Origin of the sequence: Pseudomonas bubulae (genome assembly GCF_900618535.1) — a bacterium.
Taxonomy (GTDB): domain Bacteria; phylum Pseudomonadota; class Gammaproteobacteria; order Pseudomonadales; family Pseudomonadaceae; genus Aquipseudomonas; species Aquipseudomonas bubulae.
This window is the reverse complement of the sequence record NZ_UYJA01000005.1, coordinates 418809-444048: the sequence shown is the minus strand read 5'-3', so window position 1 is coordinate 444048 and position 25240 is coordinate 418809. Positions and strand designations below refer to the sequence as shown.

25 protein-coding genes and 2 tRNA genes are annotated in these 25240 nt (G+C 59.9%); 11 read left to right on the top strand and 16 right to left on the bottom strand.

Features of this window, described 5'->3' with window-relative positions; translation table 11 throughout:
- Positions 1 to 23 precede the first annotated feature (23 nt).
- The 3 genes from PPTH39_RS19300 to PPTH39_RS19290 all read right to left on the bottom strand — a co-directional run bounded on the left by PPTH39_RS19300 (position 24) and on the right by PPTH39_RS19290 (position 2317).
- A tRNA-Thr gene (locus PPTH39_RS19300) sits at positions 24 to 99 on the bottom strand.
- A gap of 186 nt (positions 100 to 285) precedes the next feature.
- Positions 286 to 1650: a heavy metal sensor histidine kinase gene (locus tag PPTH39_RS19295; protein WP_095031408.1), complete on the bottom strand. Its 1365-nt coding sequence runs from the start codon at positions 1648 to 1650 to the stop codon at positions 286 to 288.
- Positions 1643 to 2317: a heavy metal response regulator transcription factor gene (locus tag PPTH39_RS19290; protein WP_095023757.1), complete on the bottom strand. Its 675-nt coding sequence runs from the start codon at positions 2315 to 2317 to the stop codon at positions 1643 to 1645. The genes PPTH39_RS19295 and PPTH39_RS19290 overlap by 8 nt, the downstream gene beginning before the upstream one ends.
- A 135-nt stretch (positions 2318 to 2452) precedes the next feature.
- Between PPTH39_RS19290 and PPTH39_RS19285 the strand changes: the two genes are divergently transcribed.
- Both PPTH39_RS19285 and uraH read left to right on the top strand, forming a co-directional pair.
- Positions 2453 to 2932, top strand: a complete 480-nt coding sequence (locus PPTH39_RS19285; RefSeq protein WP_130872313.1) for a GlcG/HbpS family heme-binding protein — start codon at positions 2453 to 2455, stop codon at positions 2930 to 2932.
- A gap of 27 nt (positions 2933 to 2959) precedes the next feature.
- Positions 2960 to 3370 (top strand): hydroxyisourate hydrolase, encoded by a 411-nt coding sequence (uraH, locus tag PPTH39_RS19280; protein WP_095017768.1) that lies wholly within the window; start codon positions 2960 to 2962, stop codon positions 3368 to 3370.
- Between the two features lie 105 nt (positions 3371 to 3475).
- Here uraH and PPTH39_RS19275 read toward each other — a convergent pair whose 3' ends face one another.
- The 5 genes from PPTH39_RS19275 to PPTH39_RS19255 are packed head-to-tail and all read right to left on the bottom strand — an operon-like array spanning position 3476 to position 7646.
- Positions 3476 to 4684, bottom strand: a complete 1209-nt coding sequence (locus PPTH39_RS19275; RefSeq protein WP_130872312.1) for a methyltransferase — start codon at positions 4682 to 4684, stop codon at positions 3476 to 3478.
- On the bottom strand, positions 4665 to 5354 hold the full coding sequence (locus PPTH39_RS19270) for an ABC transporter permease (protein WP_095000769.1): 690 nt from the start codon (positions 5352 to 5354) through the stop codon (positions 4665 to 4667). Before PPTH39_RS19270 ends, PPTH39_RS19275 begins: the two co-directional genes overlap by 20 nt.
- Entirely contained in the window at positions 5354 to 6046 is a 693-nt protein-coding gene (locus PPTH39_RS19265) for an ABC transporter permease (RefSeq protein ID WP_095000770.1), read from the bottom strand. The genes PPTH39_RS19270 and PPTH39_RS19265 overlap by 1 nt, the downstream gene beginning before the upstream one ends.
- Positions 6047 to 6103: 57 nt before the next feature.
- Positions 6104 to 6859 carry an ABC transporter substrate-binding protein gene (locus PPTH39_RS19260; protein WP_095000771.1) on the bottom strand — a complete coding sequence of 252 codons (756 nt, stop codon included), beginning with the start codon at positions 6857 to 6859 and terminating at the stop codon, positions 6104 to 6106.
- 13 nt (positions 6860 to 6872) lie between these two features.
- Positions 6873 to 7646, bottom strand: a complete 774-nt coding sequence (locus tag PPTH39_RS19255) for an ABC transporter ATP-binding protein (RefSeq protein ID WP_095017766.1) — start codon at positions 7644 to 7646, stop codon at positions 6873 to 6875.
- 543 nt (positions 7647 to 8189) lie between these two features.
- On the opposite strand from PPTH39_RS19255, the gene gabP reads away from it, so the two are divergent.
- The 4 genes from gabP to gltS all read left to right on the top strand — a co-directional run bounded on the left by gabP (position 8190) and on the right by gltS (position 12725).
- Positions 8190 to 9581 carry a GABA permease gene (gene gabP / locus PPTH39_RS19250; RefSeq protein WP_095017765.1) on the top strand — a complete coding sequence of 464 codons (1392 nt, stop codon included), beginning with the start codon at positions 8190 to 8192 and terminating at the stop codon, positions 9579 to 9581.
- A gap of 193 nt (positions 9582 to 9774) precedes the next feature.
- Positions 9775 to 10500 carry an IclR family transcriptional regulator gene (locus tag PPTH39_RS19245; protein ID WP_095031405.1) on the top strand — a complete coding sequence of 242 codons (726 nt, stop codon included), beginning with the start codon at positions 9775 to 9777 and terminating at the stop codon, positions 10498 to 10500.
- A gap of 20 nt (positions 10501 to 10520) precedes the next feature.
- On the top strand, positions 10521 to 11459 hold the full coding sequence (hutG, locus tag PPTH39_RS19240; protein WP_095031404.1) for a formimidoylglutamase: 939 nt from the start codon (positions 10521 to 10523) through the stop codon (positions 11457 to 11459).
- A 57-nt stretch (positions 11460 to 11516) separates the two neighbouring features.
- Positions 11517 to 12725 (top strand): sodium/glutamate symporter, encoded by a 1209-nt coding sequence (gltS, locus tag PPTH39_RS19235; protein WP_130872311.1) that lies wholly within the window; start codon positions 11517 to 11519, stop codon positions 12723 to 12725.
- 97 nt (positions 12726 to 12822) lie between these two features.
- Here gltS and PPTH39_RS19230 read toward each other — a convergent pair whose 3' ends face one another.
- Positions 12823 to 15060, bottom strand: coding sequence for an ATP-binding protein (locus PPTH39_RS19230; RefSeq protein WP_130872310.1), 2238 nt, complete (start codon positions 15058 to 15060; stop codon positions 12823 to 12825).
- Positions 15057 to 15662, bottom strand: coding sequence for a biliverdin-producing heme oxygenase (locus tag PPTH39_RS19225; RefSeq protein WP_095000777.1), 606 nt, complete (start codon positions 15660 to 15662; stop codon positions 15057 to 15059). Before PPTH39_RS19225 ends, PPTH39_RS19230 begins: the two co-directional genes overlap by 4 nt.
- A gap of 351 nt (positions 15663 to 16013) precedes the next feature.
- Between PPTH39_RS19225 and PPTH39_RS19220 the strand changes: the two genes are divergently transcribed.
- Positions 16014 to 16259, top strand: a complete 246-nt coding sequence (locus PPTH39_RS19220) for a DUF1272 domain-containing protein (protein ID WP_095000778.1) — start codon at positions 16014 to 16016, stop codon at positions 16257 to 16259.
- Between the two features lie 2 nt (positions 16260 to 16261).
- On the opposite strand, the gene PPTH39_RS19215 is transcribed toward PPTH39_RS19220, so the two are convergent.
- From PPTH39_RS19215 to PPTH39_RS19190, 6 genes are all read right to left on the bottom strand, one after another.
- The gene (locus tag PPTH39_RS19215) at positions 16262 to 17158 is read right to left on the bottom strand and encodes an alpha/beta hydrolase family protein (protein ID WP_095000779.1); all 897 of its coding nucleotides are present in this window, start codon (positions 17156 to 17158) and stop codon (positions 16262 to 16264) included.
- A gap of 59 nt (positions 17159 to 17217) precedes the next feature.
- Positions 17218 to 17688: a hypothetical protein gene (locus PPTH39_RS19210; RefSeq protein ID WP_095000780.1), complete on the bottom strand. Its 471-nt coding sequence runs from the start codon at positions 17686 to 17688 to the stop codon at positions 17218 to 17220.
- Between the two features lie 163 nt (positions 17689 to 17851).
- Positions 17852 to 17927: transfer RNA gene (locus PPTH39_RS19205), tRNA-Phe, on the bottom strand.
- Positions 17928 to 18031: 104 nt separating this feature from the next.
- The gene (locus tag PPTH39_RS19200) at positions 18032 to 18304 is read right to left on the bottom strand and encodes an oxidative damage protection protein (RefSeq protein ID WP_003438557.1); all 273 of its coding nucleotides are present in this window, start codon (positions 18302 to 18304) and stop codon (positions 18032 to 18034) included.
- Positions 18301 to 19368 (bottom strand): A/G-specific adenine glycosylase, encoded by a 1068-nt coding sequence (mutY, locus tag PPTH39_RS19195; RefSeq protein WP_095020137.1) that lies wholly within the window; start codon positions 19366 to 19368, stop codon positions 18301 to 18303. The genes PPTH39_RS19200 and mutY overlap by 4 nt, the downstream gene beginning before the upstream one ends.
- Positions 19365 to 21572: an AsmA family protein gene (locus tag PPTH39_RS19190; RefSeq protein WP_095023762.1), complete on the bottom strand. Its 2208-nt coding sequence runs from the start codon at positions 21570 to 21572 to the stop codon at positions 19365 to 19367. The genes mutY and PPTH39_RS19190 overlap by 4 nt, the downstream gene beginning before the upstream one ends.
- A 291-nt stretch (positions 21573 to 21863) precedes the next feature.
- On the opposite strand from PPTH39_RS19190, the gene PPTH39_RS19185 reads away from it, so the two are divergent.
- The 4 genes from PPTH39_RS19185 (at position 21864) to PPTH39_RS19170 (ending at position 25228) form a co-directional block, all read left to right on the top strand.
- A complete protein-coding gene (locus PPTH39_RS19185) occupies positions 21864 to 23525 on the top strand; it encodes an OFA family MFS transporter (protein ID WP_095023763.1) in 1662 nt (553 codons plus the stop codon).
- 214 nt (positions 23526 to 23739) lie between these two features.
- On the top strand, positions 23740 to 24333 hold the full coding sequence (gene hisB / locus PPTH39_RS19180) for an imidazoleglycerol-phosphate dehydratase HisB (RefSeq protein WP_016783108.1): 594 nt from the start codon (positions 23740 to 23742) through the stop codon (positions 24331 to 24333).
- Positions 24333 to 24971: an imidazole glycerol phosphate synthase subunit HisH gene (gene hisH, locus PPTH39_RS19175; protein ID WP_130872309.1), complete on the top strand. Its 639-nt coding sequence runs from the start codon at positions 24333 to 24335 to the stop codon at positions 24969 to 24971. The genes hisB and hisH overlap by 1 nt, the downstream gene beginning before the upstream one ends.
- Complete coding sequence (locus tag PPTH39_RS19170) at positions 24971 to 25228, top strand: DUF2164 domain-containing protein (RefSeq protein WP_016783110.1); 258 nt, start codon at positions 24971 to 24973, stop codon at positions 25226 to 25228. The genes hisH and PPTH39_RS19170 overlap by 1 nt, the downstream gene beginning before the upstream one ends.
- Positions 25229 to 25240: the final 12 nt, after the last annotated feature.

The following is a 25240-nucleotide window of genomic DNA, read 5'->3' as shown; positions in this document are numbered from 1 at the left end:
TAAGCTGTCTCTGAAGCTTTGTATGGTGCCGGCACCAAGAGTCGAACTCGGGACCTACTGATTACAAGTCAGTTGCTCTACCAACTGAGCTATACCGGCGTTATGGGCGATGAGTATACCCGGATGTTTGGGCTTGTAAACCCCTGATAACAGACTATTTTCACGTTTCTGACCGGCGCTCGGTGAAGGAGGGGGGCAAGCGCTCCGTCGTGACCCGATTTTTCGCCGAATTGGTCAGCGCCGACACTTCGTCGCACCGCCGCGCCCACAGGAAAACTAAAAAGGTTATTGAGCAAACCCCAGTTCAAACAGCGTGCCGCTGGTATCACTGACCACCCGCACCTGGCCGCCATGCAATTGCATGATCGAATGCACAATCGCCAACCCGAGCCCGCCCGAGTCCCCCGGTTGGGCCCGTGAAGGATCGACCCGGTAAAAACGGTCAAACAACTTGCCCAGATGCTGCGCCTCAATCGGCGGGCCAGGGTTGTGCACACCGATCCAGCAAAACCCGGCATCGTCATGGCGCTGCAAGCGTACGGTAGAGCCCGGTTGAGCATGGCGCACGGCATTGGCCAGTAAATTGCCCAGTGCCCGCTGCAGCAGCTGTTGATCGGCCATCAGCGAGCCGCTGAGCTGATTGTCCAACTGCAGCTGCCGGTCCTCAGCGAGTGCTTCGAAGTAATCGCACAGCTCGTCGCCCACCTCACCAAGGTCCAGCACTTGCAACTGCAACGGGCGCTGGCCGTGTTCGGCGCGGGCGAGAAACATCAGGTTTTCGGCCATACGGTTGAGCCGCTCGTACTCTTCGATATTCGACGCAAGTACTTCCTGGTACTCAGTCGGGCTGCGTGACTGGTTCAGTGCCAGGCTGTTGCTGCCCAGCAGGTTGTGCAACGGCGTGCGGATTTCATGGGCCAGGTCGGCGGAGAACTGTGACAGCCGCGCAAAGCTGTCTTCCAGGCGTGTCAGCATGGCGTTGAGAGCCTGTACCGGCTCCTTGAGTTCGGCAGGCACGTCATGTGTGGCCATGCGCTGGTCAAGGCTGCGCGGATCGATGCCAGCCATGGCGTGGGCCAGCTCACGCAAAGGCTCAAGGCCGCGACGCAACAGCAACAGGCCAAGGCCGAAAGCCAGCAGCGCGCCCAGACCCACAGCGCCATACAAGCGCAGGCGATAACTGGCGAGCATTTGCTCACGCTCGTCAAGACGCTTGCCTACGGTCACGCTCAGAGTTTCACCGGCGGGCCCCTGGGCCATCCCGACCAGCAATACTGTCTGGTCCAGCGTTCTGATATCTGCACGCTGCGGTGCGCGTCCCTGGGCAATGGGCTGCATATCCGGCAAGGTTTGCTGATGAGGGTTGATGGCGATCAGAGGGCTGCCATCGGCGCGCTTGACCAGTAGCACACTGTCCAGGTTGCCCAGCATGTTCTGGTACAGGCGCGGGCGCTCCTGCAGGGCTTCGAGGCTATCGCTGTCATGCAGCAGGGCGCGCACTTGTTCAAGGCGCCCGAGCAGCGCCTGGTCATCACGAAACGCCAGTTCCGAGGCCAGCGATCGATACAGAAACACCCCGATCACACTCAGTACCAACGCGCAGGTCATGGCGATCGCCAGCGCCAGACGCCAGGCGATGGATTTACTCATCGGGTGCTTCCAGTTGATAACCAACGCCGCGCACGGTGTGGATCAACTTGGGCATGTAGGGATCGTCGACCTTGGCCCGCAGGCGACGCACGGCGACTTCGACCATATTGGTGTCGCTGTCGAAATTGAGGTTCCACACTTGGGAGGCGATCAGGGTGCGGGACAGCACCTCGCCCTGGCGGCTGGCCAGCAGTTGCAGCAGGGCGAATTCCTTGTTGGTCAGGCTGATGCGCTGGCCACCCCGGCTGACGCGACGGCGCAGCACGTCGATTTCAAGATCGGCGATGGCATACGACTCGGCCTCGCGTAGCGGGCCGCGACGCAGCAGCGTGCGCACCCGGGCGAGCAACTCGGCAAAGGCGAAAGGCTTGAGCAGGTAATCGTCGGCGCCTAGCTCCAGACCGCGCACGCGGTCTTCGATAGCATCCCTGGCGGTCAAGAACAGCACCGGAGTGGCGCCGCGCTGGCGAATCAGTTGCAGCAGTTGCCAGCCATTGAGCCCCGGCAGCATCACATCAAGGATGATCAGGTCGTATTCCTGCTGCTCGATAAAGTAACGCCCGTCCAGGCCGTTGAGTGCCACATCCACGGCAAAGCCGGACTCCTTGAGGCCCTTGGCCAGGAAGTCGGCGGTCTTGGCTTCATCTTCAACCACTAGCAAACGCATCGCACACCTCGATCAATCGTCTGCACAGGCTAGGCGCCTTCGTCGGTGTTGCCTATTACAAACTTGTAATGCAACTGACGGGGTTCTGACGCGGAGCGCTGGTTAAGGTGGGCCCATTCGCACAGGAGCTTGCCCATGATGTTGAAAACCTTGTTGTTGTGGACTGCCGTTGGCGTTGCCGGCGCGGCCCAGGCGGCGCCGAATCTGGCGCGCCATGCCGATCTGGACCTGGCCACCGCCCGCCAGTTGGCCGACGCGACCCTCAAGCACTGCACCGGGGCGCTGAGCGTGCTCGACCGGGGTGGCAACGTGCTGATGGCGCAGCGTCCGGAAGGCGTTGGCCCGCACAACCTGCTGGCGAGCCAGCGCAAAGCGTATACCGCGCTGTCGACCAAAACCCCGACCCGCCTGTTTGCCGAGCGTGCGCGTAACAACCCCGAGGCCGCCAATCTCAACTCCATTTCCGAGCTGTTGCTGCTGGGCGGCGGTGTGCCGTTGTTCGCCGAAGGTGAACTGGTGGGCGCGCTGGGCGTGGCCGGGGCGGGCGGTGCTGAGCAGGACGAAGCCTGCGCGATCAAGGCTGCCGGGCAAGTTGGCCTGACCATTCAACGTTGATCAGATTTTAACCACTGAGGACTTACCATGAAATCGTTGCGAATCACCCTGGCGGCTTTAAGCCTGAGCGCTGTGTCGAGCCTGGCGCTGGCTGCCGGCAATCCGTTGAGTGTGCATGTGCTGAATCTTGAAAACGGTCTGCCGTCCCCGGGGGTCAATGTGACCCTGGAAAAGCATGTGGGCAAGGATTGGCAGCCACTGGCGCAAGGCGTGACCAATGAGCAGGGACGTATTGGCGAGTTGTTCCCGGGCAAGCAGGCGTTCGAGGCGGGGGAGTACCGGGTGGTATTCAAGACCGGCGATTATTTCAAGAAGGCAGGGCGTGACACGTTCTTCCCGGAAATCCCGGTGATTTTTGAAGTGAAGAATGTGGATCAGCATTACCACATTCCGTTGTTGCTCAGCCCTTATGGTTTTTCGACATATCGCGGGTCGTAGTCCTGCGAAACCCTTTGTGGGAGCGGGCTTGCTCGCGATGAGATCGCTGTGGTTTAACTGTCAGACCGCAGCGCCTGAATCGCGAGCAAGCCCGCTCCCACAGGGTTATCCACAGCGCTGCGCAAGCACCATCAAATTGCGCGGCGTCAGCTGGCTGTCGCAGAACTCGCCAACCTGCACTGCATAGCCGTTCTCCTCCAGGTACAAGGCGCGATCCAGCACCAGCCACAGCTCCAGCGGGCGGCGAAACAGCCCGCGCACCAATTCCAGGTTGCGCACCTGCGCCAACCTCTCCCAGCCTGCGGCTTCCAGCGCCGGCCAGTCTTCTTCGCCACTTGTGGATAAGTTCTTCAGCGCCGCCAAGTCCGAGCAGTACTCGGCAAACGGCTTGTTCAGCCAACTGCTGGGCAGCGAGGGTGTGGATAAGTACTCATCACACTGACGGCGCTGGCGCTGCCACAGATCAAAACCCAAGCGCCGTGCCATCGACTGGTCACGCTGAAGGCGCACGCGGGTGCCGGCGGTCACGGTTTCGCTCATGGGCAGGCTCAGGTCTTCCAGCGACAGTTGCAGGGAAGATGCCTTGGCGGCTGTGGATAACGCTTGATAGTGCGACCCGCCGATGCGGTTGTAGCAGCAGGGGGACACGGCAAGTTGTGCACAACCCGCCGCGCTGGCCAGTTGCAGCAGGCGCACATGCAAATCGCCGCAGGCGTGCAGCGCCACGGGTGTCATTTGGGGTGTGAGCTGCCGGGCTGCTGCTTCAGCGAGCACATCTTGCTGAACATGACGGGCCGCCAGTTGATGACGCTGGCTCAGGTGTTGGCCGGATTCGATCAATGCCGGATCATATTCCAGGCACGTCAGTTGTTGCCCGGCACTTAACAGCCGGCGCCCCAAATGCCCCTTGCCCGCACACCAGTCCAGCCAGTGGGTTGGCGCTTGTGCAAAGGTCAGGCTCTGGGCGAAGGCCTCGATCTGTTGCCATTTGCGCCCGGGTACATCCACTTGTAAGCGCGGGTTTGCGGGCGCAAGGGCTTGGGCCGCTAGTCGTGGCACTGCGCTCAGGGCAAGGGAAGTCGCCGCCAGTTCAGGGAACGGCGCAGGGGCGGGCAGGTGTTGGGGGTGGTTGTGGCTGGCTTCGGCTTCTTGCAGCGAACGCTGGCGCAACCACTGCGCCAGTTCCGGGTGTTGCGCTTCCCACGGCACGTTCAACTGAGTGAAGGGCCGTGGGCGCCAGAGGTGCTGGTGGTTTTGCAGAAACCCGTCCAGCGCCTCGAAGCGGGCAAGCAGGTCAGCGCCCTTGGCAGGCATCGACGCGCAACCAGCGCTCCAGCAGTTTGAAGCCCTGGATCAGCACAAACGACATGACCAGGTAAATTGCCCCGGCAGCCAGGAACATGTCCACGGTCTGGTAGTTGCGGGCAATGATGGTGCGAGTCATGCCGGTCAGTTCCAGCAGGGTCACGGTACTCGCCAACGAGCTGGCTTTGAGCATCAGGATCACTTCGTTGCTGTAGGCCGGCAGACCGATGCGTGCAGCGCGTGGCAGGACGATATGCACCAGGGTCTTGAAACGCGACATGCCCAGGGCCCGTGCTGCCTCGATTTCACCTGGCGGGATGGCCTGGATCGCGCCGCGCAGGATCTCGGCAATGTAGGCAGCGGTGTGCAGGGTCATGGTGATGATCGCGCACCAGAACGGGCTGCGCAGGTACGGCCACAACGCGCTGTCACGCACCACATCGAACTGCGCCAGGCCGTAATAGACCAGAAACAGCTGGATCAGCAACGGCGTGCCACGGAAGAAAAAGATGTAGGCGTAGGGCAGTGAGCGCACATACCAGAGCTTGGATGAGCGGGCGATGCCCAACGGGATGGCCACGATCAGACCGGCGATCACCGAGATGGCGGTCAGCTCCAGGGTCAGGGTCGCACCCTGCATCAGCTTGGGCAGCCACTTGAGGATTACTTCCCACTCCATTACGTCCTCCTCACGAAGCCGCGCGCTGCGCGTTTTTCAAGCACGTGCATAGTGCCCATGGCCAGTACGGTAAGGCCCAGGTACATCACGGCTGCCACCATGTAGAAGGTGAACGGGTGTTTGGCGAAGGTCACGGCGTTTTGCGCCTGACGCATGATTTCTTCAAGGCCGATGACCGACACCAGCGCGGTGTCCTTCATCAGGATCATGAACAGGTTACCCAGGCCGGGCAGGGCAATACGCCACATTTGCGGCAGCACCAGCTTGGTGAAAATCCGCGGTTTGGACAGGCCCAGTGCCATGCCCGCTTCGCGGTGGCCCTTGGGAATGGCCAGGATGGCACCGCGGAACACTTCGGTGGCATAGGCACCAAAGCACAGGCCCAGCGCGAGTACACCCGCCGCAAAGGCGCTGAGGGTGAGATCGGGCATGCCGATGTATTCGCCGATGGTGCGCACCAGGTTCACGCTGCCAAAGTAGATCAGCAACACCCAGAGCAGTTCGGGCACGCCGCGAACCAGGGTCGAATAGGCGCCGCCCAACCATCTAAGCGGTTTGAAGGGGGAGGTCTTGGCCAAGGCACCGAGCAATCCGAGCACCAGGCCCAGACACAGCGCGGTAAGTGCCAGTTTGACGGTCATCAGCGCGCCAGCGGCAAGCGCCGGGCCGAATCCGTATAAATCGATAGTCATGGGGTAGGCAGGCTTTGCTAGGGACCGGCGCGCCTACAGGCGCACCGGTCAGGCAGGTCAGTAGATGCTGAACGGGAAGTACTTGTCGTTGATCTTCTTGTACGTGCCGTCTTCAACGATTTGCTTGAGGGCCAGGTTCAGCTTGGCACGCAGTTCGTTGTCGCCTTTGCGCAGGGCGATGCCGACCTTGTCGTCTTCGTTGACCGGTTCACCCTTGAACTCGTATGCCTGGCCAGCCGGGCTTTTCAGCCAGTCGTAGTTGGCGTACTTGTCAGCCAGCAGCGCGTCTACACGGCCCGAAGTCAGGTCGAGGTAGGCGTTTTCCTGAGTGTCGTACAGGGAGATGGTGGCGTCGGTACCCAGGTTGTCATCCAGCCAGGTCGCAGCCTGGGTTGAACGCTGGGTGCCCAGGGCCTTGCCCTTGAGGGACGCGAGGTCGGTTTTGAAGTCGACTTTTTTCGGCGCGATGAACTGCTGCTTGTTGGAGTAGTACGGGTCGGTGAAGTCCACCGCCTGCTTGCGTTCGTCAGTGATCGACAGCGACGACACGATGAAATCGTACTTTTTGGCGTTCAGTGCCGGGATGATGCCGTCCCAGTCGGAGGTGACGATTTCACACTCGGCTTTCATCTTGGCGCACAGGGCCATGGCGATATCCGGGTCGAAGCCCACGACTTCACCACTGGCGTTCTTGTTGTTGAACGGTGGGTAAGCGCCCTCAATGCCGACTTTGTACTTGTCTGCAGCCAAGGCGTTGGCGCTGAAAACCAGTGTGGCGGCAGCGGCCATGAGAAGCTTTTTATAGTTCTGCATTCGTGTTGCTCCGTTAGCGGTTGCTGGACATGAATTGTTTACAGCGCGCCGAAACCGGGTTGTCGAACACCTGTTCTGGCGACCCTTGCTCTTCGATCAGGCCCTGGTGCAAAAACACTACTTCGCTGGACACCTGACGGGCAAAGCCCATTTCGTGGGTGACCAACAGCATAGTGCGACCTTCTTCGGCGAGTGCGCGGATCACACTAAGTACTTCTTGAACCATTTCCGGGTCAAGTGCCGATGTCGGTTCATCGAACAGAATCACTTTGGGCTGCATGGCCAGGGTGCGGGCAATCGCTGCGCGTTGCTGCTGGCCACCGGACAATTCGGACGGATAGGCATGGCGTTTTTCGGCAATGCCGACTTTGGCCAGCAATGCTTCGGCCACTTCGATGGCCTCGGCCTTGCTTTGCCCCAGTACGCGACGTGGCGCCTCGATAATGTTGTCGAGGATGGTCATGTGCGGCCACAGGTTAAAGTTTTGAAACACAAAACCCAGTTCGCTGCGCATGCGGTTGATCTGCTTGCCGTCGGCCGCGATCAGTTCGCCATTTTTGGCTTTCTTGAGTTTGAGCTCTTCCCCGGCGACCACGATCTGGCCTTCGTGGGGGTTTTCCAGAAGGTTGATGCAGCGCAGCAGAGTGGACTTGCCGGAACCGGAAGAACCCAGGATCGAGATCACGTCGCCGTCGCGTGCGGTCAGCGAGATACCCTTGAGTACCTCAAGCTCGCCGTAGCGTTTGTGCAAGTTGCGGATTTCAAGCGCGGGCGTGGCCAAAGCCATGTGCGTTCCTCTTTGTGTTCGGGTGCGATCCTGCTGTTGGGCGGCCTTCCTGGCGCAGGCCAAGCTAGCATAGGGTTGCAGAGGCAACCAGCCGCCCTGAAGACACAAAAGGCGCGAGGGTGGCAGTTTGTCGCATCGCTACAGCAGAGTGTCGCGCCGACAACAACCGACCCTGTAATTCGCCGTTCGGCCAGACAGGTGTCGCTTAAAAAAGGTCGCGATGTTGCCAGCTTTGGCCCGGTGTTGGAAGCGCGAACCTACTAAAGGTTAAAGATGTGCACTGCTTTTGGGCCATATGGGGTGTTTTGGGTATTTTTGGTGCGTCGAGACCCTTGTAGCTGAGTGTTTCGGTAACGACTTGGCGAAATGCCATTGCGCTCAATGGCTTGCAATGTCTGTTGCAAATCGTTGCAGCCCGCGGAAACCGTGCATGTGTCACATTCTGGCTCAGTTATTGCGTCAAGGATTCTAAACGCCCCGTTGGTTACTTTTTACGAAAGTCAACGCGGGTGCTCGGAATGGCTTCAATGAAAGGTAGTCCCAATGAGCAATACGCAATCCTCTAGCGGCCTGGAACAAGGGCTCAAACCACGGCATGTGACCATGCTGTCGATTGCCGGTGTTATCGGCGCCGGTTTGTTTGTCGGTTCCGGACACGCGATTGCCCAAGCGGGCCCTGCCGTGTTGCTGGCTTATGCCGCAGCAGGCACCTTGGTCGTGCTGGTGATGCGCATGCTGGCCGAAATGGCCGTTGCCTCGCCTGATACCGGTTCGTTCTCCACTTACGCCGACCGTGCCATCGGGCATTGGGCTGGTTTTACCATTGGCTGGCTGTACTGGTGGTTCTGGGTCCTGGTGATCCCGCTGGAAGCTGTCGCCGCAGGTACCATCCTGCATGCCTGGTTCCCGGGTACGGCGATCTGGGTGTTTACCCTGGTCATCACCCTGTTGCTGACCGCCACCAACCTGTTCAGCGTCAAGAACTACGGTGAGTTCGAGTTCTGGTTTGCGCTGGTCAAGGTGCTGGCGATTATTGGCTTTATCATTTTGGGTCTGCTGGCCATTTTCGGCTATCTGCCTACCAGTCAGGTCAGTGGTGTCGCGCATCTGTCCGATACCATCGGCTTTATGCCCAATGGCATGGGCGCCGTTCTGGCTGCCATGCTGACCACCATGTTCTCGTTCATGGGCACTGAAATTGTCACCATCGCGGCGGCGGAATCCAAAGATCCGAGCAAGCAGATCACCAAGGCCACCAATTCGGTGATCTGGCGTATTGGCCTGTTCTATCTGGTATCGATTTTCATCGTTGTGGCCCTGGTGCCGTGGAACGACCCGAGCCTGGCGCAGTTGGGTTCCTACCAGACCGTACTTGATCGCATGGGCATCCCGAATGCCAAGCTGATCGTTGATATCGTGGTACTGATCGCCGTAACCAGTTGCCTGAACTCGGCGCTCTACACCTCTTCGCGCATGCTCTACTCCCTGAGCAAGCGTGGTGATGCACCGGCTGCGGCCAAGCGCACCAATGCTGCGGGCACGCCTTACTGGGCGGTGATGATGTCCACGGGTGCAGCTTTTGTAGCGGTATTTGCCAACTATGTGGCGCCGGCTGCCGTGTTCGAGTTCCTGCTGGCCAGCTCTGGCGCGATCGCGCTGCTGGTGTATCTGGTGATTGCCGTGTCGCAACTGCGCATGCGCCAGAAGCGTACGGCCCTGGGCGAGAACATCTCGTTCAAGATGTGGCTGTTCCCGGGCCTGACCTATGCGGTAATCGTCTTTATCGTGGCTATTCTGACGGTCATGCTGTTCCAGGAAGCGCATCGCGTTGAAATCATGGCGACCGGTATGCTGAGCATTCTGGTGGTGGTGGCAGGCCTGCTGGTGGCACGCCGTCGTCGCATTGAGAAGTTGGGGGCACCGGTACTCAACTGAGGCCAGGACGGTTCTCGCGGTTGAATACCCAGAAAAGCCGTCATCCTTCGGGATGGCGGTTTTTTTGTGCCTGTAAGGGGGGCAATTTGCGACCGCTGATCACTATCTGGCGGTTTTTTCCCATTCAGTGGGAATCGAATTTCAGCTAATGGGAAACACCGTGCACCATGCAGGCAAGAGCATGGGGCCGATAATGAACTACAACACGCCAACTGATCGCTTGCTGCAAATCCTCGTCAGCCTGGGGCAATCCGCCGAGGCGATCTCCGCCAAGGCGCTTTCCGAGCAACTGGGGCAACCGCTGAGCAGCACCTATCGCCACCTCAACACCCTGTTGCGTTGGGGCCTGGCCGAAGAGAACGGCCAGGGCCGCTATCTGCCAGGGCCAGCCTGTTTGCAGCTGGCGAAAAAATTTGACCGCGAAGCGGTGCTGGTAACGCTGGCCAAACCTGAACTCAAGCGTCTGGCCGAGCAAAGCCAGGAGAGCGTGGCCTTGATGGTGCCGAGCAACGGTCAGGCGATTTGCATTGAGCTGGTCGACAGCCCGCAGCCGCTGCGCTGCTGTTACCAGAAGGGGCTGGCCCAGCCGCTGCTGGTCGGCGCTTCTGCGCGGGTGCTGCTGGCGTATATGGATGAAGCGCACAGTGTGTCGGCGCTTCTGGCGCAAGGCGTCGAGCCTGAAGAAGTGGCCACCTATCAGCGCAGCTTTGCCCAAATCCGTGCTGCCGGTTATGCCGTGAGTGTGAGTGAGATCGACGACGGTATCTGGGGCATCAGCGCGCCGTTGCTCGACAGCCGCAATCGCCTGCAAGGCGCCATCAGCCTCATGGCCCCGGCTACCAGGGCACACACCCGCAGTGAATGCCTGATCCGCTGGACCCAGGACGTTGCCCTGCGCCTGAGCGCCCGGCTCGACTGAACTTGACTGGAGTTTCAAACATGACGGTTGTACCCGACATGTCCTTGTGGACAGGCCGTATTGATGCCGCTGAAGGGCAGGGCGCGTTGCGCTGGCATCAATGGGTCAAGCCTGTGGCCGATGGCCTGCCAGCGGGGGCTGCATTGATTGGTTTGGCCAGCGATGAAGGGGTCAGGCGCAATCAGGGCCGTACCGGTGCCCGCAAGGGGCCGGTGGCCTTGCGCAAGGCCTTGGCCAATCTGGCATGGCACGGTCATGCGCCGCTGTACGACGCCGGTGATGTGAGCTGCGCGGGCGATGATCTGGAGGGCGCGCAGCAAGGCTATGGCCAACAGGTCAGCCATTTGCTCGACCAGGGGCATTTACCGCTGGGCCTGGGTGGCGGGCACGAAATCGCCTTTGCCAGTTTCAGTGGTCTGGTTGATCACTTGCGCCGCAAGCACCCGCAGCCACGCATCGGCATTCTCAATTTCGATGCGCATTTCGATTTGCGCCACGCCGAACAAAGCAGCTCAGGCACACCCTTCCGGCAGATTGCCGAGGCTTGCCAGCGTTTCGATATGCCGTTCACCTATTGCTGCCTGGGTATCAGCCAGTTGAACAATACCCAGGCCCTGTTTGAACAGGCCGGGCGCCTGAATGTGCGTTACCGCCTCGACCGGCAAATAAACAGCTGGGACATCCCCGCCTGCGAAGCGTTGATCGATGATTTTCTGCAAGACGTCGATCACCTCTACATGACCCTTTGCCTCGATGTCCTGCCCGCCAGCCAGGCCCCCGGCGTCAGTGCGCCGTCTGCCCATGGGGTGGACATGCAGATCGTCGAGCACCTGGTACGCCACGCCAAAGCCAGCGGCAAATTGCGCATGGCCGACATCGCCGAGCTCAACCCGAGCCTGGACATCGACAACCGAACCGCCCGCATTGGCGCGCGTCTGCTCGCCAGCCTGATTGATTAAGTTTTGCGCAAATCCCTGAAACCGCTTGTTGAATCATAAGAAAAAGAGAAATTCGCCATGCTGACATTCGAACTGGATGCGCTGAGCACCCTTGCTCTCGCGTTGCTCCTGCTGGGCCTGGGTGCCCAACTGAAAAAGCGCAGCTACTGGCTGCGTCAATTGTGTGTTCCTGCACCGGTCATCGGTGGTTTTGGGTTTGCCTTGGTGATCTGGTTATTACGGGATCAGCAACTGCTCAACCTGAGCCTCGACACCAGCCTGCAAACCCCGCTGATGGTGGCGTTCTTCACCACCGTGGGTTTGGGTGGCAGCCTGGGGTTGTTGCGCAAGGGCGGCAAGCTGCTGTTTATCTACCTGGGGGCGTGCTGGGGCCTGGGGCTGGTGCAAAACGTGGTGGGAGTGAGTGTGGCCAAGCTGCTGGGCATCGACCCGCTGCTGGGGATCATGGCCGGGGCGGTGTCACTGGAGGGCGGCTTTGGTGCGGCGGCAGCCTTTGGGCCGATTGCTGAAAACCTGGGGGCGGTCGGGGCTACGACTGCCGCGCTCGCCGCTGCAACCTTTGGCATGGTGGCCGGTGGTTTGCTCGGCAGCCCGCTGGCGCGCTGGTTGATCGAGCGCAACAAACTGGTGGTCAAGGCCGAAGCCGCGGGCAGTCTCAAGGCGTTCGAAGACGTGGTCCACACCCCTGTGGCCGCGCTGGATGCCGCAACCCTGCTGCGTTTGCTGACCTGCATTGTGGTGATCATGGTGCTGGGGTTCTGGCTGGGCTCCAGCTTGCAGCAGCATCTGGGTATCGTCTTGCCGAGCTATGTGGGGGCCATGTTCGTCGCGATCATCCTGCGCAACCTCAATGACCGGGCCCAGCTGATCGAGGTGCCCGACCATGCCGTCAGCACTATCGGTGATGTGTGCCTGGGCATGTTCCTGACCATGGCCATGATGAGCTTGAAGTTCTGGGAGCTGGAGAAGCTCGGCTTGCCGTTGCTGGTGATTCTGGTGGTGCAGGTGGTGATCATGATCCTGCTGTGCGTGTTCGTCCTGTTCCGCCTGTTTGGCCGCAACTACGACGCCGCGGTCTTGTGCGCTGGTTTCATGGGGCACGGGCTGGGCGCGACGCCCAATGCCGTGGCCAATATGGGGGCCATCTGCGATCACTACAAAGTCTTCTCGTACAAGGCCTTTATCATCGTGCCGCTGTGTGGGGCGGTGCTGATCGATATCGTGGCGATCCCGATGATCACCTGGTTTATCAACGCCTTCAGCTGACGGGTTGAATGTAAAACGGCCGCTCTCCCGTCAAGGAGGCGGCCGTTTTTATGCATCATTCAGGTGTGATAGCTGCAGGGCATTGTGCTGTTAACCATCAGACCATTCTTGGGACCGTGAAGCGAAACTCGCTGCCTTCTCCCGGTGTACTTTCGGCCAGTAGCTGGCCGCCATGGGCCTTGATGATGCCCTGGGAAATGTACAGCCCCAGGCCCGTGCCCAGCGCGTTGCCTTCTTTAGCCGTCCAGTAGCGGTCGAAGATATGTGGCAGCTGCTCGGGGGCTATGCCCTTGCCCGAATCTCGCACGCTGAACACGATATCGTCCCCGTTGGACATGGCTGCTACGCCGATCTTGCCCTGTGCGGGGGTGAACTTGATCGCATTGCCGATCAGGTTGGAAAGCACCTGGAACAGGCGTTCGGGGTCGGCGCTGATTTTCAGGTCGGGCTCGGCGTGGAAAGTCAGTTCCACGGCCTTGTCCAGCGCCAGCGGCGCGAGCAACGACAGTGCCTCTTCAAAAATCTGGCTGACTTCCAGTGGCTGCGGGCTGATGGTGTAGCGACCGGCTTCGATTTTCGAGGTGTCGAGCAAATCGTCGAGCAGCACGTTCATGCGGCTGCTGGCCTGCTGCATGGTGTCGATGGCCGAGGTGATGCGTCGCGATGTGTGCGGGCCGTCGCTACTGAAGGCCTTTTGCATCATGCCGCAGAGCATCGAGATAATGGTCATGGGGTTGCGCAGGTCGTGGGAGACCACCGCCACCAGCTCGTCGCGTGCGCGCACGGCCTGTTGCTCGCGCAGCACCTGGCGCGACAGGTCGTTTTCCAGGGCCGAGCGGCGCAGGTCATTGGCAGCAAACAGATCGCCGTGGCTCCATTTGCTGGAGATGCCGTCCATCTCGACTTTCCAGATTTCGAACGAGGTGCGCGGGCTCAGGCGCAGGCCGTTGCTGCCGGCTTCCAGGTTCAGCGGTTTATTGGGGTCGCCGCTCCACTGGATGCTTTCTTTGACTTCGCGGCGAAACCACAGCACGGCGTTGTCCACGGGCTTGGGCAGGGTCATGGCCAGCAGGCCGCTGGCGATGTCCTTGTACTGTGCTGCCGGGGCGTGCAGGGTGCTGAGGTTGTGGCTGGAGAAGACTGGCTGGCCGCTGTCCTTGAACCATTGGTACAGCGCGCGAGTGTCTTCCGGGGAGGGGCACTGACCATAACGGTGCAGCACCTTGTCTTCCAGAATCGCCACGCCGCTGGCGCCAGTCAGATCCATCAAGGCTTCGGGCATTTGTGCCAGGCCTTCAAACACGGCTGCGGTGCTTTGCACCATGGCGGCGTTGAGGCGCACCAGGGCATCCATCTTGGCTTCGCGCTGACGGCTGATTTCCAGGGTTTGCAGGGCGCTGATCTGCAGGGACAGCACCTGACCGATGGTCTGGCAGGCCATGCGCAGTTCATGGGGGACATGCAGCGTCTGGCGATGCCCGCAACTGATGAGTCCCCACAGGCGCTCGCCATCCATCAGCGAGATGCTCATGGACGACAGCACGCCCATGTTCTTCATGTACTGGCAGTGAATCGGAGACACGCTGCGCAATACGGCCCCGCTCAGATCCAGTGCCTCGCCGGTGTCCGGGCGCAATGTGGGAATCAGCGGCACAGGTTGGTAATCGGCGTTCGGAATAATGCGCAGCCAGTGGGTGCGGTACAGCTCGCGGGCTTGTTCAGGGATGTCGGAGGCAGGGAAAAACATGCCGTTGAACAATTCCATCGCTGGCGAGGAGGCTTCCGCGATGACCTGGCCGTGGCCTTCATCCTGAAAACGGTAGATCAGAACCCGGTCGTAGCCCGTCAGTGCCTGGATCTCGCGCACGCAGATTTCATACAGTGCGGTGAGGGTCTTGGCCCCTTGCAGGCGTTGCAGCATACGGCTCAGGTTGCGCACCTTGCCCATGGTGCTGTGAATTTCTGAGTCATCGGGCTTGAGTTCCAGCTCCAGAACCAGAATGCCCTGGTCACGGTGCAGCAGGCCTTCGTATTCACGCCCCAGCAGGTTCAGGGCCAAAGGCGGAGCATCGGCCAGGGTGGTGTAGACGACGGCCTGCTGCACTGCGTTGGCGGCTTCGGAGCCGCTGAGGGCGGCCAGTGGCAGGCCCAGCAGTGATTCGGCACTGACGCCGAACAGGGTCAGCACATTGGCACTGACCTGCTGGATCTGCAGCCCCGGCTCCGTCAGTGTCACGAGCAGGCCGTGGGGCTGGATCGCCCCGGGAAAGCGAATGGGTTCATCAGCACAATTGGCCAGCAAGCGTTCAAAGGCTTGAGGGTCCTGTGGGGTCATAATAAAACCTCCTGACGTTCGAGCCAGTGCTCGAAACAGCTAAATGTTGAGCTGGCAGCCTGTACGGCCTGGTCTCGCGCTCGGGCGTCCAGGGGCACGCTGCCCAGAAACTCCAGGAATGCCTTCCATTGCCGCCCGGTGGCCTCGCCGTACACGTAAAGGAAAGCGCAGCCGTTGTGTCCCTCCAGGCCCAGTCGTTGCGACATCTGCTTGCGCAGCACGTTGCCGCCCAGAGTGGCGCCTTCCAGCACATACAACACACCCAGTACGCAGGCGGGGCTGTGCAATGCCGGAAGGGTTTCGCACAGTGCAAGCGACTGGATGCTGACCCCCAGGGCCTGCAGATCCCGACGCAGCGCGGGTGTTTTGAGTCGTGCCTGCAGGTCGAAATCGTGGGTCATCCAGGGGCTGTGTTGCAGTCGCTCCTCCAGCTCGTGATAGAAGCCGTAGTAAGCGCTCAACAGGCGCGTGTAGCGTTCAAGGTCGAGTGTATTGCTGAAGAACGGCAGGCGTTTTTCAAGGGCTACATGGCGTGTATGAGTGCCAGCGCGTAGCTCGTGCAGAACGGGCGATACCGCTGATAAAGGTTGGTCTTCTGACATGCCTTGTAGGACGGCTCTCTGTGTGGCGCGTGAATTAGGCGCTCATAACTGTAGGAGGTCATGGTAATAAAAAAGTGCAATTATTTTGCTACAAAACCCGGCAGAACAGTGGTTGTTTGAGTGCGCACAGGCTCGACTTCTCCCCTTAGCAGGATGCTTATTGGGTAGGCTCAATTCGTGACGCGCTGCGTCACAGCTTCTAAGGTTTGCAATGGCGAGGATGTGTATCGCAGGTCGGATACATTTAGGCCATTCCCGAATTCAGCTCTCTTGGCTTAGATCGGGGTTGGTTTTTCGTAGGAAGCGTCTTAAATGTAAAGATGAAAATTACCGGTTCAATGTGAGGTGCTTATGCTCGAATTACGCCCCAATTGCGAATGCTGTGATTGCGATTTGCCGCCAGATTCAGCACAAGCGCGGATTTGCTCATTCGAGTGCACCTTTTGTGCGACGTGTACGGAGCAGCATCTAGGTGGTCTTTGCCCCAATTGCGGGGGCGAGCTGTTGGTCCGGCCGCGTAGACCGGTGAGCAAGTTGGCGAGCAATCCGCCGTCCAGTGAGCGGGTGTACAAACCTGAAGGCTGTGCTGCGCGTTGATTTTAAAGCCCCTCACCCTGGCTCTCTCCCGAGGGAGAGGGTGCTTTTACAGAGACTGTCTGCCCCGGGACATCCCCGTTCAACTCCCCGCGTTGCAACCACTGCAAGGCAATCGGCCATAGGCTGTCCTGAAAGCGGCTATGGAAAAACGCGAAATGACCTATGGCTGTTTCGCCAATGTCTTGCGGCTGGATACGCAGATGCGTACGCGAGCTGGCACTGAAGTAGTTCAGCAGGCGTTCGATGGCCGCGACAGTACCGAAAGGATCGTCAGTGAAGCTGATGGCGAGGGTTTTGGCCGTAACCGAGCAAAAGGGCAGGGCAGTGAAGCTTCGGGCGCTGGGGAGTTTTTCGTAGCGGGTACTGAAGGCGCCCCAGTCCTTGACCACCCCCGCCGGGGTATCTTCGAGCCAGCCCAGGCGCTTGCCCGGGAAGTAGCCGCACATGCGGGTCAGCAACGGCATGACCCCGTGCCATTTGGCGAGCATCTGCCAGCGCTGTGCGGGTGCGTAGTCGCGCCAGTGGGCATATTGCGCACCGACTGTGACCAAATGGCGAATCGCCAGTCCGGAAGCCGCCAGGCCCGCCGCACAACCGCCAAAGCTATGGCCCACCACGTCGATCGGCTGGCCGGGGTACTCGCGCTGTGCGCGCTTGAGCACCGCTTCTGCGTCCAGCGTGCCCCAGTCCGACCAAGAGGCCGTAAAACCGCGCAACGATCCGCTGCGTGAGGCGCCGATACCGCGGTAGTCGAACAGCATCACGTCCATGCCCTGGCGGAACAGGTATTCGGCAAACCGCGAGTAATACTGGCAACGCACCGAGGTGGCGGCGTTGATGATGATCACTGCTCGCGTGCTGTCCGGTATGCGCTGGCGCCATTCGAAACCGCCCAGCAGGTAACCGTCAGCAGCAGGCTCGGTGAACGCCCGGCTGACAGGTTCGGGCAGGGCTGCTGTCAGTGTGCGCTCCGGGCGTTGCGTTCTGTCAGTAGCCGTGAAGCTTCGACGTAGGCTTTCTGGAATGCCGGGGTTTCGATCCAGGCCACGGCGCTGTCTTCATCATCGCCATGTACGGCAATGCGGTATTCGATCAGCAAGCCCATCAGAAAATCGGTGGCCGGCTCTTCCTCTTCTTCCGAGATCACCAGTTCCAGTACCGGGTACTGCAGGAATACCGCACACAGGGTTTGCAGGTTGATGGCTTCGGCGGCTTTCATGGCCTGGAACAGGTCATCGTAGTCAGCGGGGTCAAAACCGTTGTCTAGGATGTCCTGGAAGTTGAAGGTGCTGAGGTCGATTTTCACGTCATCGAACGGGTTGTCGATCAGGGCGCCAGCCGAGGCTTTGGCCGGTTTGCCCACGCGATTCTGCTTGGCCTTGGTTTTGGCCCGCTGCGCGTTTTTTTGCTGCTTTTTTGGCGATGACATGAAGGTGTGTCCTTTGCAGGCTGATGAGAGGATTGAACCCCATCTCTTTGCAATCGCCAAGAGAGGTGGCGCCGCCGGGTATAAATAACGGCCAAAAAAAAACCCGCACTAGGCGGGTTTTCTTTGTTTTGGCGTGGTGTGAACACCACATCAAAACTGAATGTGGTGCCCAGAGACGGAATCGAACCGCCGACACGGGGATTTTCAATCCCCTGCTCTACCGACTGAGCTATCTGGGCAACGGGGCGCATTAGAAGCCTTTTTCGATAACCCGTCAAACACTTTTTTGAAAAATATTTAATTATTACCGTCGCTTACGGATCAAAGCCTTTAAAACCGGGGTTTATTCGGTTGGCGGAACGTAGCCTTCGGCTTGTGCGTATTCCTCGCCGCTGAAGAACTTGTCCATTTCGCCCTGCAAATATTTACGGTCTTCGGCGTTCATCATGTTCAAGCGCTTTTCGTTGATGAGCAGGGTCTGGTGTTTTTGCCAGTCAGCCCAGGCTTTGGCCGAAACGTGGTCAAAAATGTCCTGGCCTTTGGCGCCCGGAAACGGAGCGCGCTCAAGGGCAGGCAGTTCTTCTTTGTACTTGCGGCAAATGATGGTGCGGGTCATGACGTCTCTCCAGCGTTCAATAGGTCGGCTGCGCGTTTGAGCAGCTTCTTGACCGGGGCGGCAAGGCCCAGGCGCGGCGGGGTGGCGAGGTTATACCAGAGCCAGTCGGCCTCGGCCACGTGATGGCCGGACTCCTTGACGTGGATCAGCCAGGGTTCGATGGCCAGTTGGAAATGGCTAAAGGTATGGGTCAGGCCGGTCAGTTCGTGTTGCGCGCCCAGGGCCAGCGAGTGTTGCAGCGCCAGATGCTCGATGTCCTGCAGGTCATCGAGCTCGGGCAGGCTCCACAGGCCGCCCCACAAGCCGGTCGACGGACGGCGGTAAAGCAGGATTTCGCCCCCGGCATTGGCCAGCATTGGCATCAGCGTGCGCTTTTGCGGGATGACCTTGCGCGGTTTGGGGATCGGATAGCGGGTTTCCAGGCCCAGCAAGTGCGCTTTACAGCCGCTTTCAAGCGGGCACAACAGGCAGCTGGGCTTGCTGCGGGTGCAGAGCGTGGCGCCCATGTCCATCATTGCCTGGGTGTAGGCGTTGACGCGGTCGTGGGGGGTGAAGCGCTCGGCAGTGGCCCACAGCTGTTTGGCCACCTTGGGCTCGCCGGGGTAGCCCTCTTGCGCCGTGTAGCGCGCCAGTACCCGCTTGACGTTGCCGTCCAGAATCGGCGCCCGCAGACCCATGCTCAGGCTGGCAATCGCACCGGCTGTGGATAAACCGATACCGGGTAACTCGACCAGTTTTTCCACATCCCGCGGAAATTGGCCGTCATATTCGGCGACAACGATTTTGGCGGTCTTTTGCAGGTTGCGCGCACGGGTGTAGTAGCCCAGGCCGGTCCACAGGTGCAGTACTTCGTCTTCCGGTGCAGCGGCCAGGGCCTCGACCGTCGGCAGTGAAGCCATAAAACGGTCGAAGTAGTTCAGCACGGTACTGACCTGGGTTTGCTGCAGCATGATTTCCGAGACCCATACCCGATACGGGGTGATGCCCTGTTGCCAGGGCAGGTCGTGGCGACCGTGCTGGTCATACCAGTCCAGCACCGCGGTTGAAAACTGCTCATCTCTCATCGGTTGAAAAGCCCTTTGAGCGCGTTCTTGAGCTCGGGGCTGACCTTGTCACCGAGCTTTTCTTCGAGTTTGTCAGTGAGCTTGTTGCCCGCCACTTTGGCGGCAACCTTGCCCAGCCCTTCCTTGTCCAGACGGCAGGCCTTGGCCCCCAGCTCCAGCGGGCCACGGCAGCGTAATGGCAGCTCGATGCCGACAAAGTTTTTGCCGACCTGGCAGGCCGGGTCCGGCATGGCGCGGGTGTCGCCTTCGATGATGATGCCGATGCGGTAATCCATGCCCAGTACGCGCAGGTCGATGTCGCCATCGCCTTTGACGCTCAGGCCGGGGATGCGCACGATCATGTCCGGGTTGCTGGCCACGCCGTTGCGGAACACCAGGGTGCCCTTGAGCTCCTTGAATGGCGTGTCTTTGCCCAGGGGCGCGCCGCTCAGGGTTTTGCGGTTGAGTACCGAAATACCCTTGCACAGCTGTTGCTCAAGGTTGGCGTTGAGCAGCACACCATCGTTAAGCATAAAGCTGGCGGTGCCGTTGAGGCTGGAAATCAGCTCGCTCTGGCTGTTGCCGCTGCCAGTGACGTTGCTGTTGAGGGTCAGCAGACCGGTCACCGGTGGTTTTTGCCCCTGGCTTTGCAGGATTTTATCCACCGGCACATTGGTAATGCGGGTCTGCAGTTTGACCACCGGTAGCATGGGTTGTACGTCCAGGCTGCCATTGGCGGCAAAGCTGCCTTTGTAAAGGTTACCGCTGAGGTTTTCCAGGGTCAGGACACCGGCTTTGCTGTTGGCCTTGAGCACCGCGTTTTGTATCGGCAGTTTGCTCAGGGTCAGTTGGCCAAAACTGATATCAGCATTCAGGTCGAGCGCCTTGAGGCGGGTGACCGGAATGATCCTGGCGGTGCTCCAGCCGCTTTTGGTCGGAGCCTCCGGCAGCGGCGTATCGCCCGATGCGGCCAGGGCGCCGGCTTCGCTGCTCTGTACTTCAGCCTTGCGCGCAACGCTGGCGCTGCTGGCTTCGGCCGACTTGGGCGGCATGTAGCGATCAGCGTCGAATGTGTCGCCTTTGAGCTGAATACGTACGGCTTGTTTGGCGAAATCGTCAATGGCCACGAGGCCGGTGAAGGTGCTGTCGTCGACTTTCAGGTTCAGCTCGTCAAAGGTCACGCTGCTGGGCGTGCCCGAAAGGCGACTGACCAGTTCGACCTTGCTCAGGCTGTTCGGCGCCATGGCAGGTAGCGGGTGGCCGATGCTGTCGAGGAACCGGGCCAGATCAAGCTGTGCAATCGACAGGCCGCCACTGATTTGCGGAGTGGTATCGAGGCTGTTGGCCTTGAACTCACCCAGGGCGCGCAACTGGTTGGCTGAAATCTTCAGGCTGCTCCATTCGGCGACGTTCGCAGCCAGATCAACCAGAATTTGCCCCTGTGCGGCGAACGTCATGGTCTTGCCCTGCAGCGGCTCACCGGAGGCTTCGCCGGTGACCTTCATGTCTTCAAACTGATAGCGCTTGAGTACACGGTCAAAGCGCAACTTGCCGTCAACTTCGGTCTTGACCCGCATCACCGGCTGGTTGGTGCCCAGGAAGGCGGTCAGCTTGACCGGGATACTGGTAGCTTCGTGAACCGGGCCGGTGCTCAGCTGGATGCTCTCGGCGCTGAACTGCTTGCCGCTTTGCTCGTCGTTATATTCAACCCGGGCGTTGTTCACGGTCAGGCTGTCGATATCGAGCTTGAGGGGCTGGCCGGCGCTTTCAGGCTTGTTGCTCGCAGCGGGCTCGGTGCCGGTGGTTGGCGCGGCGGCGGTGGCCGGCTTGCCGATGTCCTGCCAATTGCCGTGGCCGTCCTTGTCGCGGGTCAGGCGCAGGTTCAGGCCTTCGACGCGCACGTCGCTCATCTGCACTTCTTTGCGCAGCAGCGGCAGTACGCGCACGGACAGACCGAGCATCTGAAGATCGGCGAAAGGCTGGGTCGGCGCTGCGAGAGTGGCAACGCTGGCGTCGTGCAGTTCCAGGCCAAGCCAGGGGAAGAGGCTCCAGCCGATGTCGCCATTGAGGGTCAGCTCAATGTGGGCTTTGTCACGGGCTATCTGGCGGATCTCGTCTTTATAGTCGTTGGGATCGAACAGATGGCTGAGGGCAAAGCCCAGGGCCACGATGATCAGCAACAATCCGAGAAGCACCAGACCCAGGATTTTGCCGAACGCTTTCATGGGCGAGTCCTTGTAAGTCTGTGTGAGAGTAAGTTTTAAATTCAGCCGCAGAGTATAGCGCCACGCGCACGCCGACTGGGGGGTGGATAGTAGCGGATCAGTTGCTCGGCCAAAGACCACATCAGGTTAGGGCCAGGCTGGCGATCAAATGGTAATCTTCGCTTGTTTTTCGGGCCTTCTGCGGCACATTGCCGCGTCTCGATCCAATAAAAACGACTGTGTGCCACAGAGCGCCAAAGTCAGGGAGCGAGCGTGCCGGGGAAATAACTTCATTACCTGGGGGAAACACCTATGAGTATCAGCATTGCTGCGGGCAGTTCTGCTTCGCCGCCTGCGTTCCTGTCCAAGGAGCGCATCATCGCCAAACCCGGCTTCAACCGCTGGCTGGTGCCGCCAGCTGCTCTGGCCATCCATCTGTGCATCGGCATGGCCTATGGCTTTTCGGTGTTCTGGCTGCCGTTGTCCAAAGCCCTGGGCGTGACTGCACCTGTGGCTTGTGCGCCAGACATGAGCTTTATCGCGCAAGTGTTTTCGTCGCAATGCGACTGGCCGATTTCGATGCTCGGCTGGATCTACACCCTGTTCTTTATCTTCCTCGGTTGCTCGGCCGCGGTATGGGGCGGCTGGCTTGAGCATGCCGGGCCACGCAAGGCCGGTGTGGTGTCGGCTTTGTGCTGGTGCGGCGGTTTGCTGATTTCTGCATTGGGTATTTATACCCATCAGATCTGGCTGATGTGGCTGGGTTCTGGGGTTATCGGCGGTATCGGCCTGGGGCTGGGTTATATCTCGCCGGTGTCGACACTGATCAAGTGGTTCCCGGACAAGCGTGGCATGGCTACGGGCATGGCGATCATGGGCTTTGGTGGCGGGGCAATGGTGGGCGCACCGTTGGCTGCCGCATTGATGAACCATTTTGCCGGGCCGGACGGTGTGGGCGTGTGGCAGAGCTTTGTCGCAATGGCGGCGATTTACTTCGTGTTCATGATCGGCGGCGCGTTGTCTTATCGCGTACCACCGACCGGCTGGAAGCCTGAGGGCTGGAAGGCGCCGGCAAAAAAAGCGGCCAACGCGATGATCACCCAGCGCCATGTACACGTAAGTGTGGCGTGGAAAACTCCGCAATTTGCGCTGGTATGGCTGGTTCTATGCCTTAACGTATCGGCCGGTATCGGCATTCTGGGCATGGCCTCGCCATTGCTGCAGGAAGTCTTCGCGGGCAAGTTGCTGGGCAATGATCTGACCTTCAGCCAGCTGGATGCAGCGCAGCTGGCGCAGATCGCCGCGATTGCAGCAGGGTTCACCGGTTTGCTGAGTCTGTTCAATATTGGCGGGCGGTTTTTCTGGGCGTCGTTCTCGGATTACCTGGGCCGCAAAAACACCTACTTTGTGTTCTTCGCCCTGGGTTTTGCGCTGTACGCGATGATTCCGAACCTGGGCCATCTGGGCAACGTATCGCTGTTCGTGGCGGCGTTCTGCATCATTCTGTCGATGTACGGCGGCGGGTTTGCCACAGTGCCAGCGTATCTGGCCGATCTGTTCGGTACGCAGATGGTCGGCGCGATCCACGGTCGCCTGCTGACCGCCTGGGCGGCTGCGGGCGTGCTGGGGCCGGTGCTGGTCAACTACCTGCGCGAGTATCAGTTGAGCATCGGGGTGGAGCGTGCGGCGGCGTATGACATCACCTTGTACATCCTCGCCGGTCTGCTGGTGTTGGGTTTTATCTGCAACCTGCTGGTACGCCCGGTGGCCGACAAATACTTCATGACCGACGCCGAGCTGGCCGCCGAACAGGCGCTGGGGCACGACAAGGGCGCGGACGCCAGTACGTCGCTGGAGTGGAAAGCCGCACCGGGCAGTCAGCCATTGGTGATTGCAGCCTGGCTGGCCGTGGGCATTCCCTTGTTGTGGGGCGTGTGGGTAACGGTGCAGAAGACGGCGGTGTTGTTTCACTGATTGACGTGTTGAGTCAGCGCTGACGCCATCGCGAGCAAGCCCGCTCCCACAGACGGATTGCGTCTCTGTGGGAGCGGGCTTGCTCGCGATTCAGGCGGCGCGGCCTGTGCGTCAACGCGCATTACGTCAGCCACCGCACCCTTAATGTTTCTGTTTGCCTGACCCGTGCCTATAATGGCCACCTTTTTCGCCCAATGATTTTGCGGAGCTGGTGATGGCCGAACGTAAGGCGTCAGTCGAGCGCGATACTCTGGAAACCCAGATTAAAGCCTCGATCAACTTGGATGGTACCGGTAAGGCCCGATTCGATATCGGTGTTCCTTTTCTTGAGCACATGCTCGACCAGATCGCCCGACATGGGTTGATCGACCTGGACATCGAGTGCAAAGGCGACCTGCATATCGACGATCACCATACCGTCGAAGATGTCGGCATTACCCTGGGTAAAGCCTTCAGCGAAGCAGTCGGCGATAAAAAAGGCATGACCCGCTACGGTCACGCTTACGTCCCGCTGGACGAAGCGCTGTCCCGTGTAGTCATCGACTTTTCCGGTCGTCCTGGTCTGCAAATGCATGTTCCCTACACCCGCGCCACCGTCGGCGGCTTCGATGTTGACCTGTTTCAGGAGTTCTTCCAGGGCTTCGTGAACCACGCCAATGTCAGCCTGCACATCGACAACCTGCGCGGCACCAACACCCACCACCAGATCGAAACCGTGTTCAAGGCTTTCGGCCGCGCCCTGCGCATGGCCGTGGCGCTGGATGAGCGCATGGCCGGGCAAATGCCTTCTACCAAGGGCGTGCTCTGATGCAGACAGTGGCGGTAATCGATTACGGCATGGGTAACCTGCACTCGGTGGCCAAGGCGCTGGAGCACGTTGGCGCCGGTCGGGTGCTGATTACCAGCGATGCCAGCGTGATTCGCGAAGCCGACCGCGTAGTGTTCCCTGGTGTGGGTGCGATCCGCGATTGCATGGCCGAAATCCGTCGCCTGGGTTTTGACTCGCTGGTGCGTGAAGTCAGTCAGGATCGTCCGTTTCTCGGTATTTGTGTCGGCATGCAAGCCTTGCTCGACAGCAGCGAAGAGAACGGCGGTGTTGATTGCATCGGCCTGTTCCCGGGCGCCGTGAAGTTCTTCGGCAAGGACCTGCACGAAGGCGGCGAGCATCTCAAGGTGCCGCACATGGGCTGGAACGAAGTGCAGCAAAAAGTGGATCACCCGCTGTGGCACGGCATCCCCGACCTGGCGCGTTTCTACTTTGTACACAGCTACTACATTGCGGCGGGCAATCCTCGCCAGGTAGTCGGTGGCGGGCATTACGGCGTCGATTTCGCCGCAGCGCTGGCCGAGGGCTCGCGCTTCGCGGTGCAGTTCCACCCGGAAAAAAGCCATACCCACGGCTTGCAGCTGCTGGAAAACTTTGCGGCCTGGGATGGCCGCTGGTAATGGCGCCGCGCAAAAAGCCGCCGATTCTCACGCTCACCCCTGAGCAAGAGAGCGAAGCCAACAGCAAGATCAAACGCTTTATGGAAGACCGCTTCGAACTGGACCTGGGTTCGTTCGAGGCGGCTGAAATCCTTGAGCTGTTCACCCGCGAAATCGCCCCGCATTACTACAATCGGGCGATTTTCGATGTGCAGGCGCACCTCAAAGAGAGGTTCGAGAGCATCGAAAGCGACCTGTGGGCGCTCGAGAAGAACTGATTTCCGAGTCTC

What these genes read in the sequence shown, in the direction of transcription:
- PPTH39_RS19245 (WP_095031405.1), top strand. Translation starts at nt 9,775, where the DNA reads ATGAACTACAACACGCCAACTGATCGCTTGCTGCAAATCCTCGTCAGC.
- PPTH39_RS19190 (WP_095023762.1), bottom strand. Translation starts at nt 21,572, where the DNA reads ATGAAAGCGTTCGGCAAAATCCTGGGTCTGGTGCTTCTCGGATTGTTG.
- gltS (WP_130872311.1), top strand. Translation starts at nt 11,517, where the DNA reads ATGCTGACATTCGAACTGGATGCGCTGAGCACCCTTGCTCTCGCGTTG.
- hisH (WP_130872309.1), top strand. Translation starts at nt 24,333, where the DNA reads ATGCAGACAGTGGCGGTAATCGATTACGGCATGGGTAACCTGCACTCG.
- PPTH39_RS19200 (WP_003438557.1), bottom strand. Translation starts at nt 18,304, where the DNA reads ATGACCCGCACCATCATTTGCCGCAAGTACAAAGAAGAACTGCCTGCC.
- PPTH39_RS19290 (WP_095023757.1), bottom strand. Translation starts at nt 2,317, where the DNA reads ATGCGTTTGCTAGTGGTTGAAGATGAAGCCAAGACCGCCGACTTCCTG.
- gabP (WP_095017765.1), top strand. Translation starts at nt 8,190, where the DNA reads ATGAGCAATACGCAATCCTCTAGCGGCCTGGAACAAGGGCTCAAACCA.
- uraH (WP_095017768.1), top strand. Translation starts at nt 2,960, where the DNA reads ATGAAATCGTTGCGAATCACCCTGGCGGCTTTAAGCCTGAGCGCTGTG.
- hutG (WP_095031404.1), top strand. Translation starts at nt 10,521, where the DNA reads ATGACGGTTGTACCCGACATGTCCTTGTGGACAGGCCGTATTGATGCC.
- PPTH39_RS19295 (WP_095031408.1), bottom strand. Translation starts at nt 1,650, where the DNA reads ATGAGTAAATCCATCGCCTGGCGTCTGGCGCTGGCGATCGCCATGACC.
- PPTH39_RS19210 (WP_095000780.1), bottom strand. Translation starts at nt 17,688, where the DNA reads ATGTCATCGCCAAAAAAGCAGCAAAAAAACGCGCAGCGGGCCAAAACC.
- mutY (WP_095020137.1), bottom strand. Translation starts at nt 19,368, where the DNA reads ATGAGAGATGAGCAGTTTTCAACCGCGGTGCTGGACTGGTATGACCAG.
- PPTH39_RS19225 (WP_095000777.1), bottom strand. Translation starts at nt 15,662, where the DNA reads ATGTCAGAAGACCAACCTTTATCAGCGGTATCGCCCGTTCTGCACGAG.
- PPTH39_RS19170 (WP_016783110.1), top strand. Translation starts at nt 24,971, where the DNA reads ATGGCGCCGCGCAAAAAGCCGCCGATTCTCACGCTCACCCCTGAGCAA.
- PPTH39_RS19275 (WP_130872312.1), bottom strand. Translation starts at nt 4,684, where the DNA reads ATGCCTGCCAAGGGCGCTGACCTGCTTGCCCGCTTCGAGGCGCTGGAC.
- PPTH39_RS19260 (WP_095000771.1), bottom strand. Translation starts at nt 6,859, where the DNA reads ATGCAGAACTATAAAAAGCTTCTCATGGCCGCTGCCGCCACACTGGTT.
- PPTH39_RS19255 (WP_095017766.1), bottom strand. Translation starts at nt 7,646, where the DNA reads ATGGCTTTGGCCACGCCCGCGCTTGAAATCCGCAACTTGCACAAACGC.
- PPTH39_RS19265 (WP_095000770.1), bottom strand. Translation starts at nt 6,046, where the DNA reads ATGACTATCGATTTATACGGATTCGGCCCGGCGCTTGCCGCTGGCGCG.
- PPTH39_RS19230 (WP_130872310.1), bottom strand. Translation starts at nt 15,060, where the DNA reads ATGACCCCACAGGACCCTCAAGCCTTTGAACGCTTGCTGGCCAATTGT.
- PPTH39_RS19220 (WP_095000778.1), top strand. Translation starts at nt 16,014, where the DNA reads ATGCTCGAATTACGCCCCAATTGCGAATGCTGTGATTGCGATTTGCCG.
- hisB (WP_016783108.1), top strand. Translation starts at nt 23,740, where the DNA reads ATGGCCGAACGTAAGGCGTCAGTCGAGCGCGATACTCTGGAAACCCAG.
- PPTH39_RS19270 (WP_095000769.1), bottom strand. Translation starts at nt 5,354, where the DNA reads ATGGAGTGGGAAGTAATCCTCAAGTGGCTGCCCAAGCTGATGCAGGGT.
- PPTH39_RS19185 (WP_095023763.1), top strand. Translation starts at nt 21,864, where the DNA reads ATGAGTATCAGCATTGCTGCGGGCAGTTCTGCTTCGCCGCCTGCGTTC.
- PPTH39_RS19285 (WP_130872313.1), top strand. Translation starts at nt 2,453, where the DNA reads ATGATGTTGAAAACCTTGTTGTTGTGGACTGCCGTTGGCGTTGCCGGC.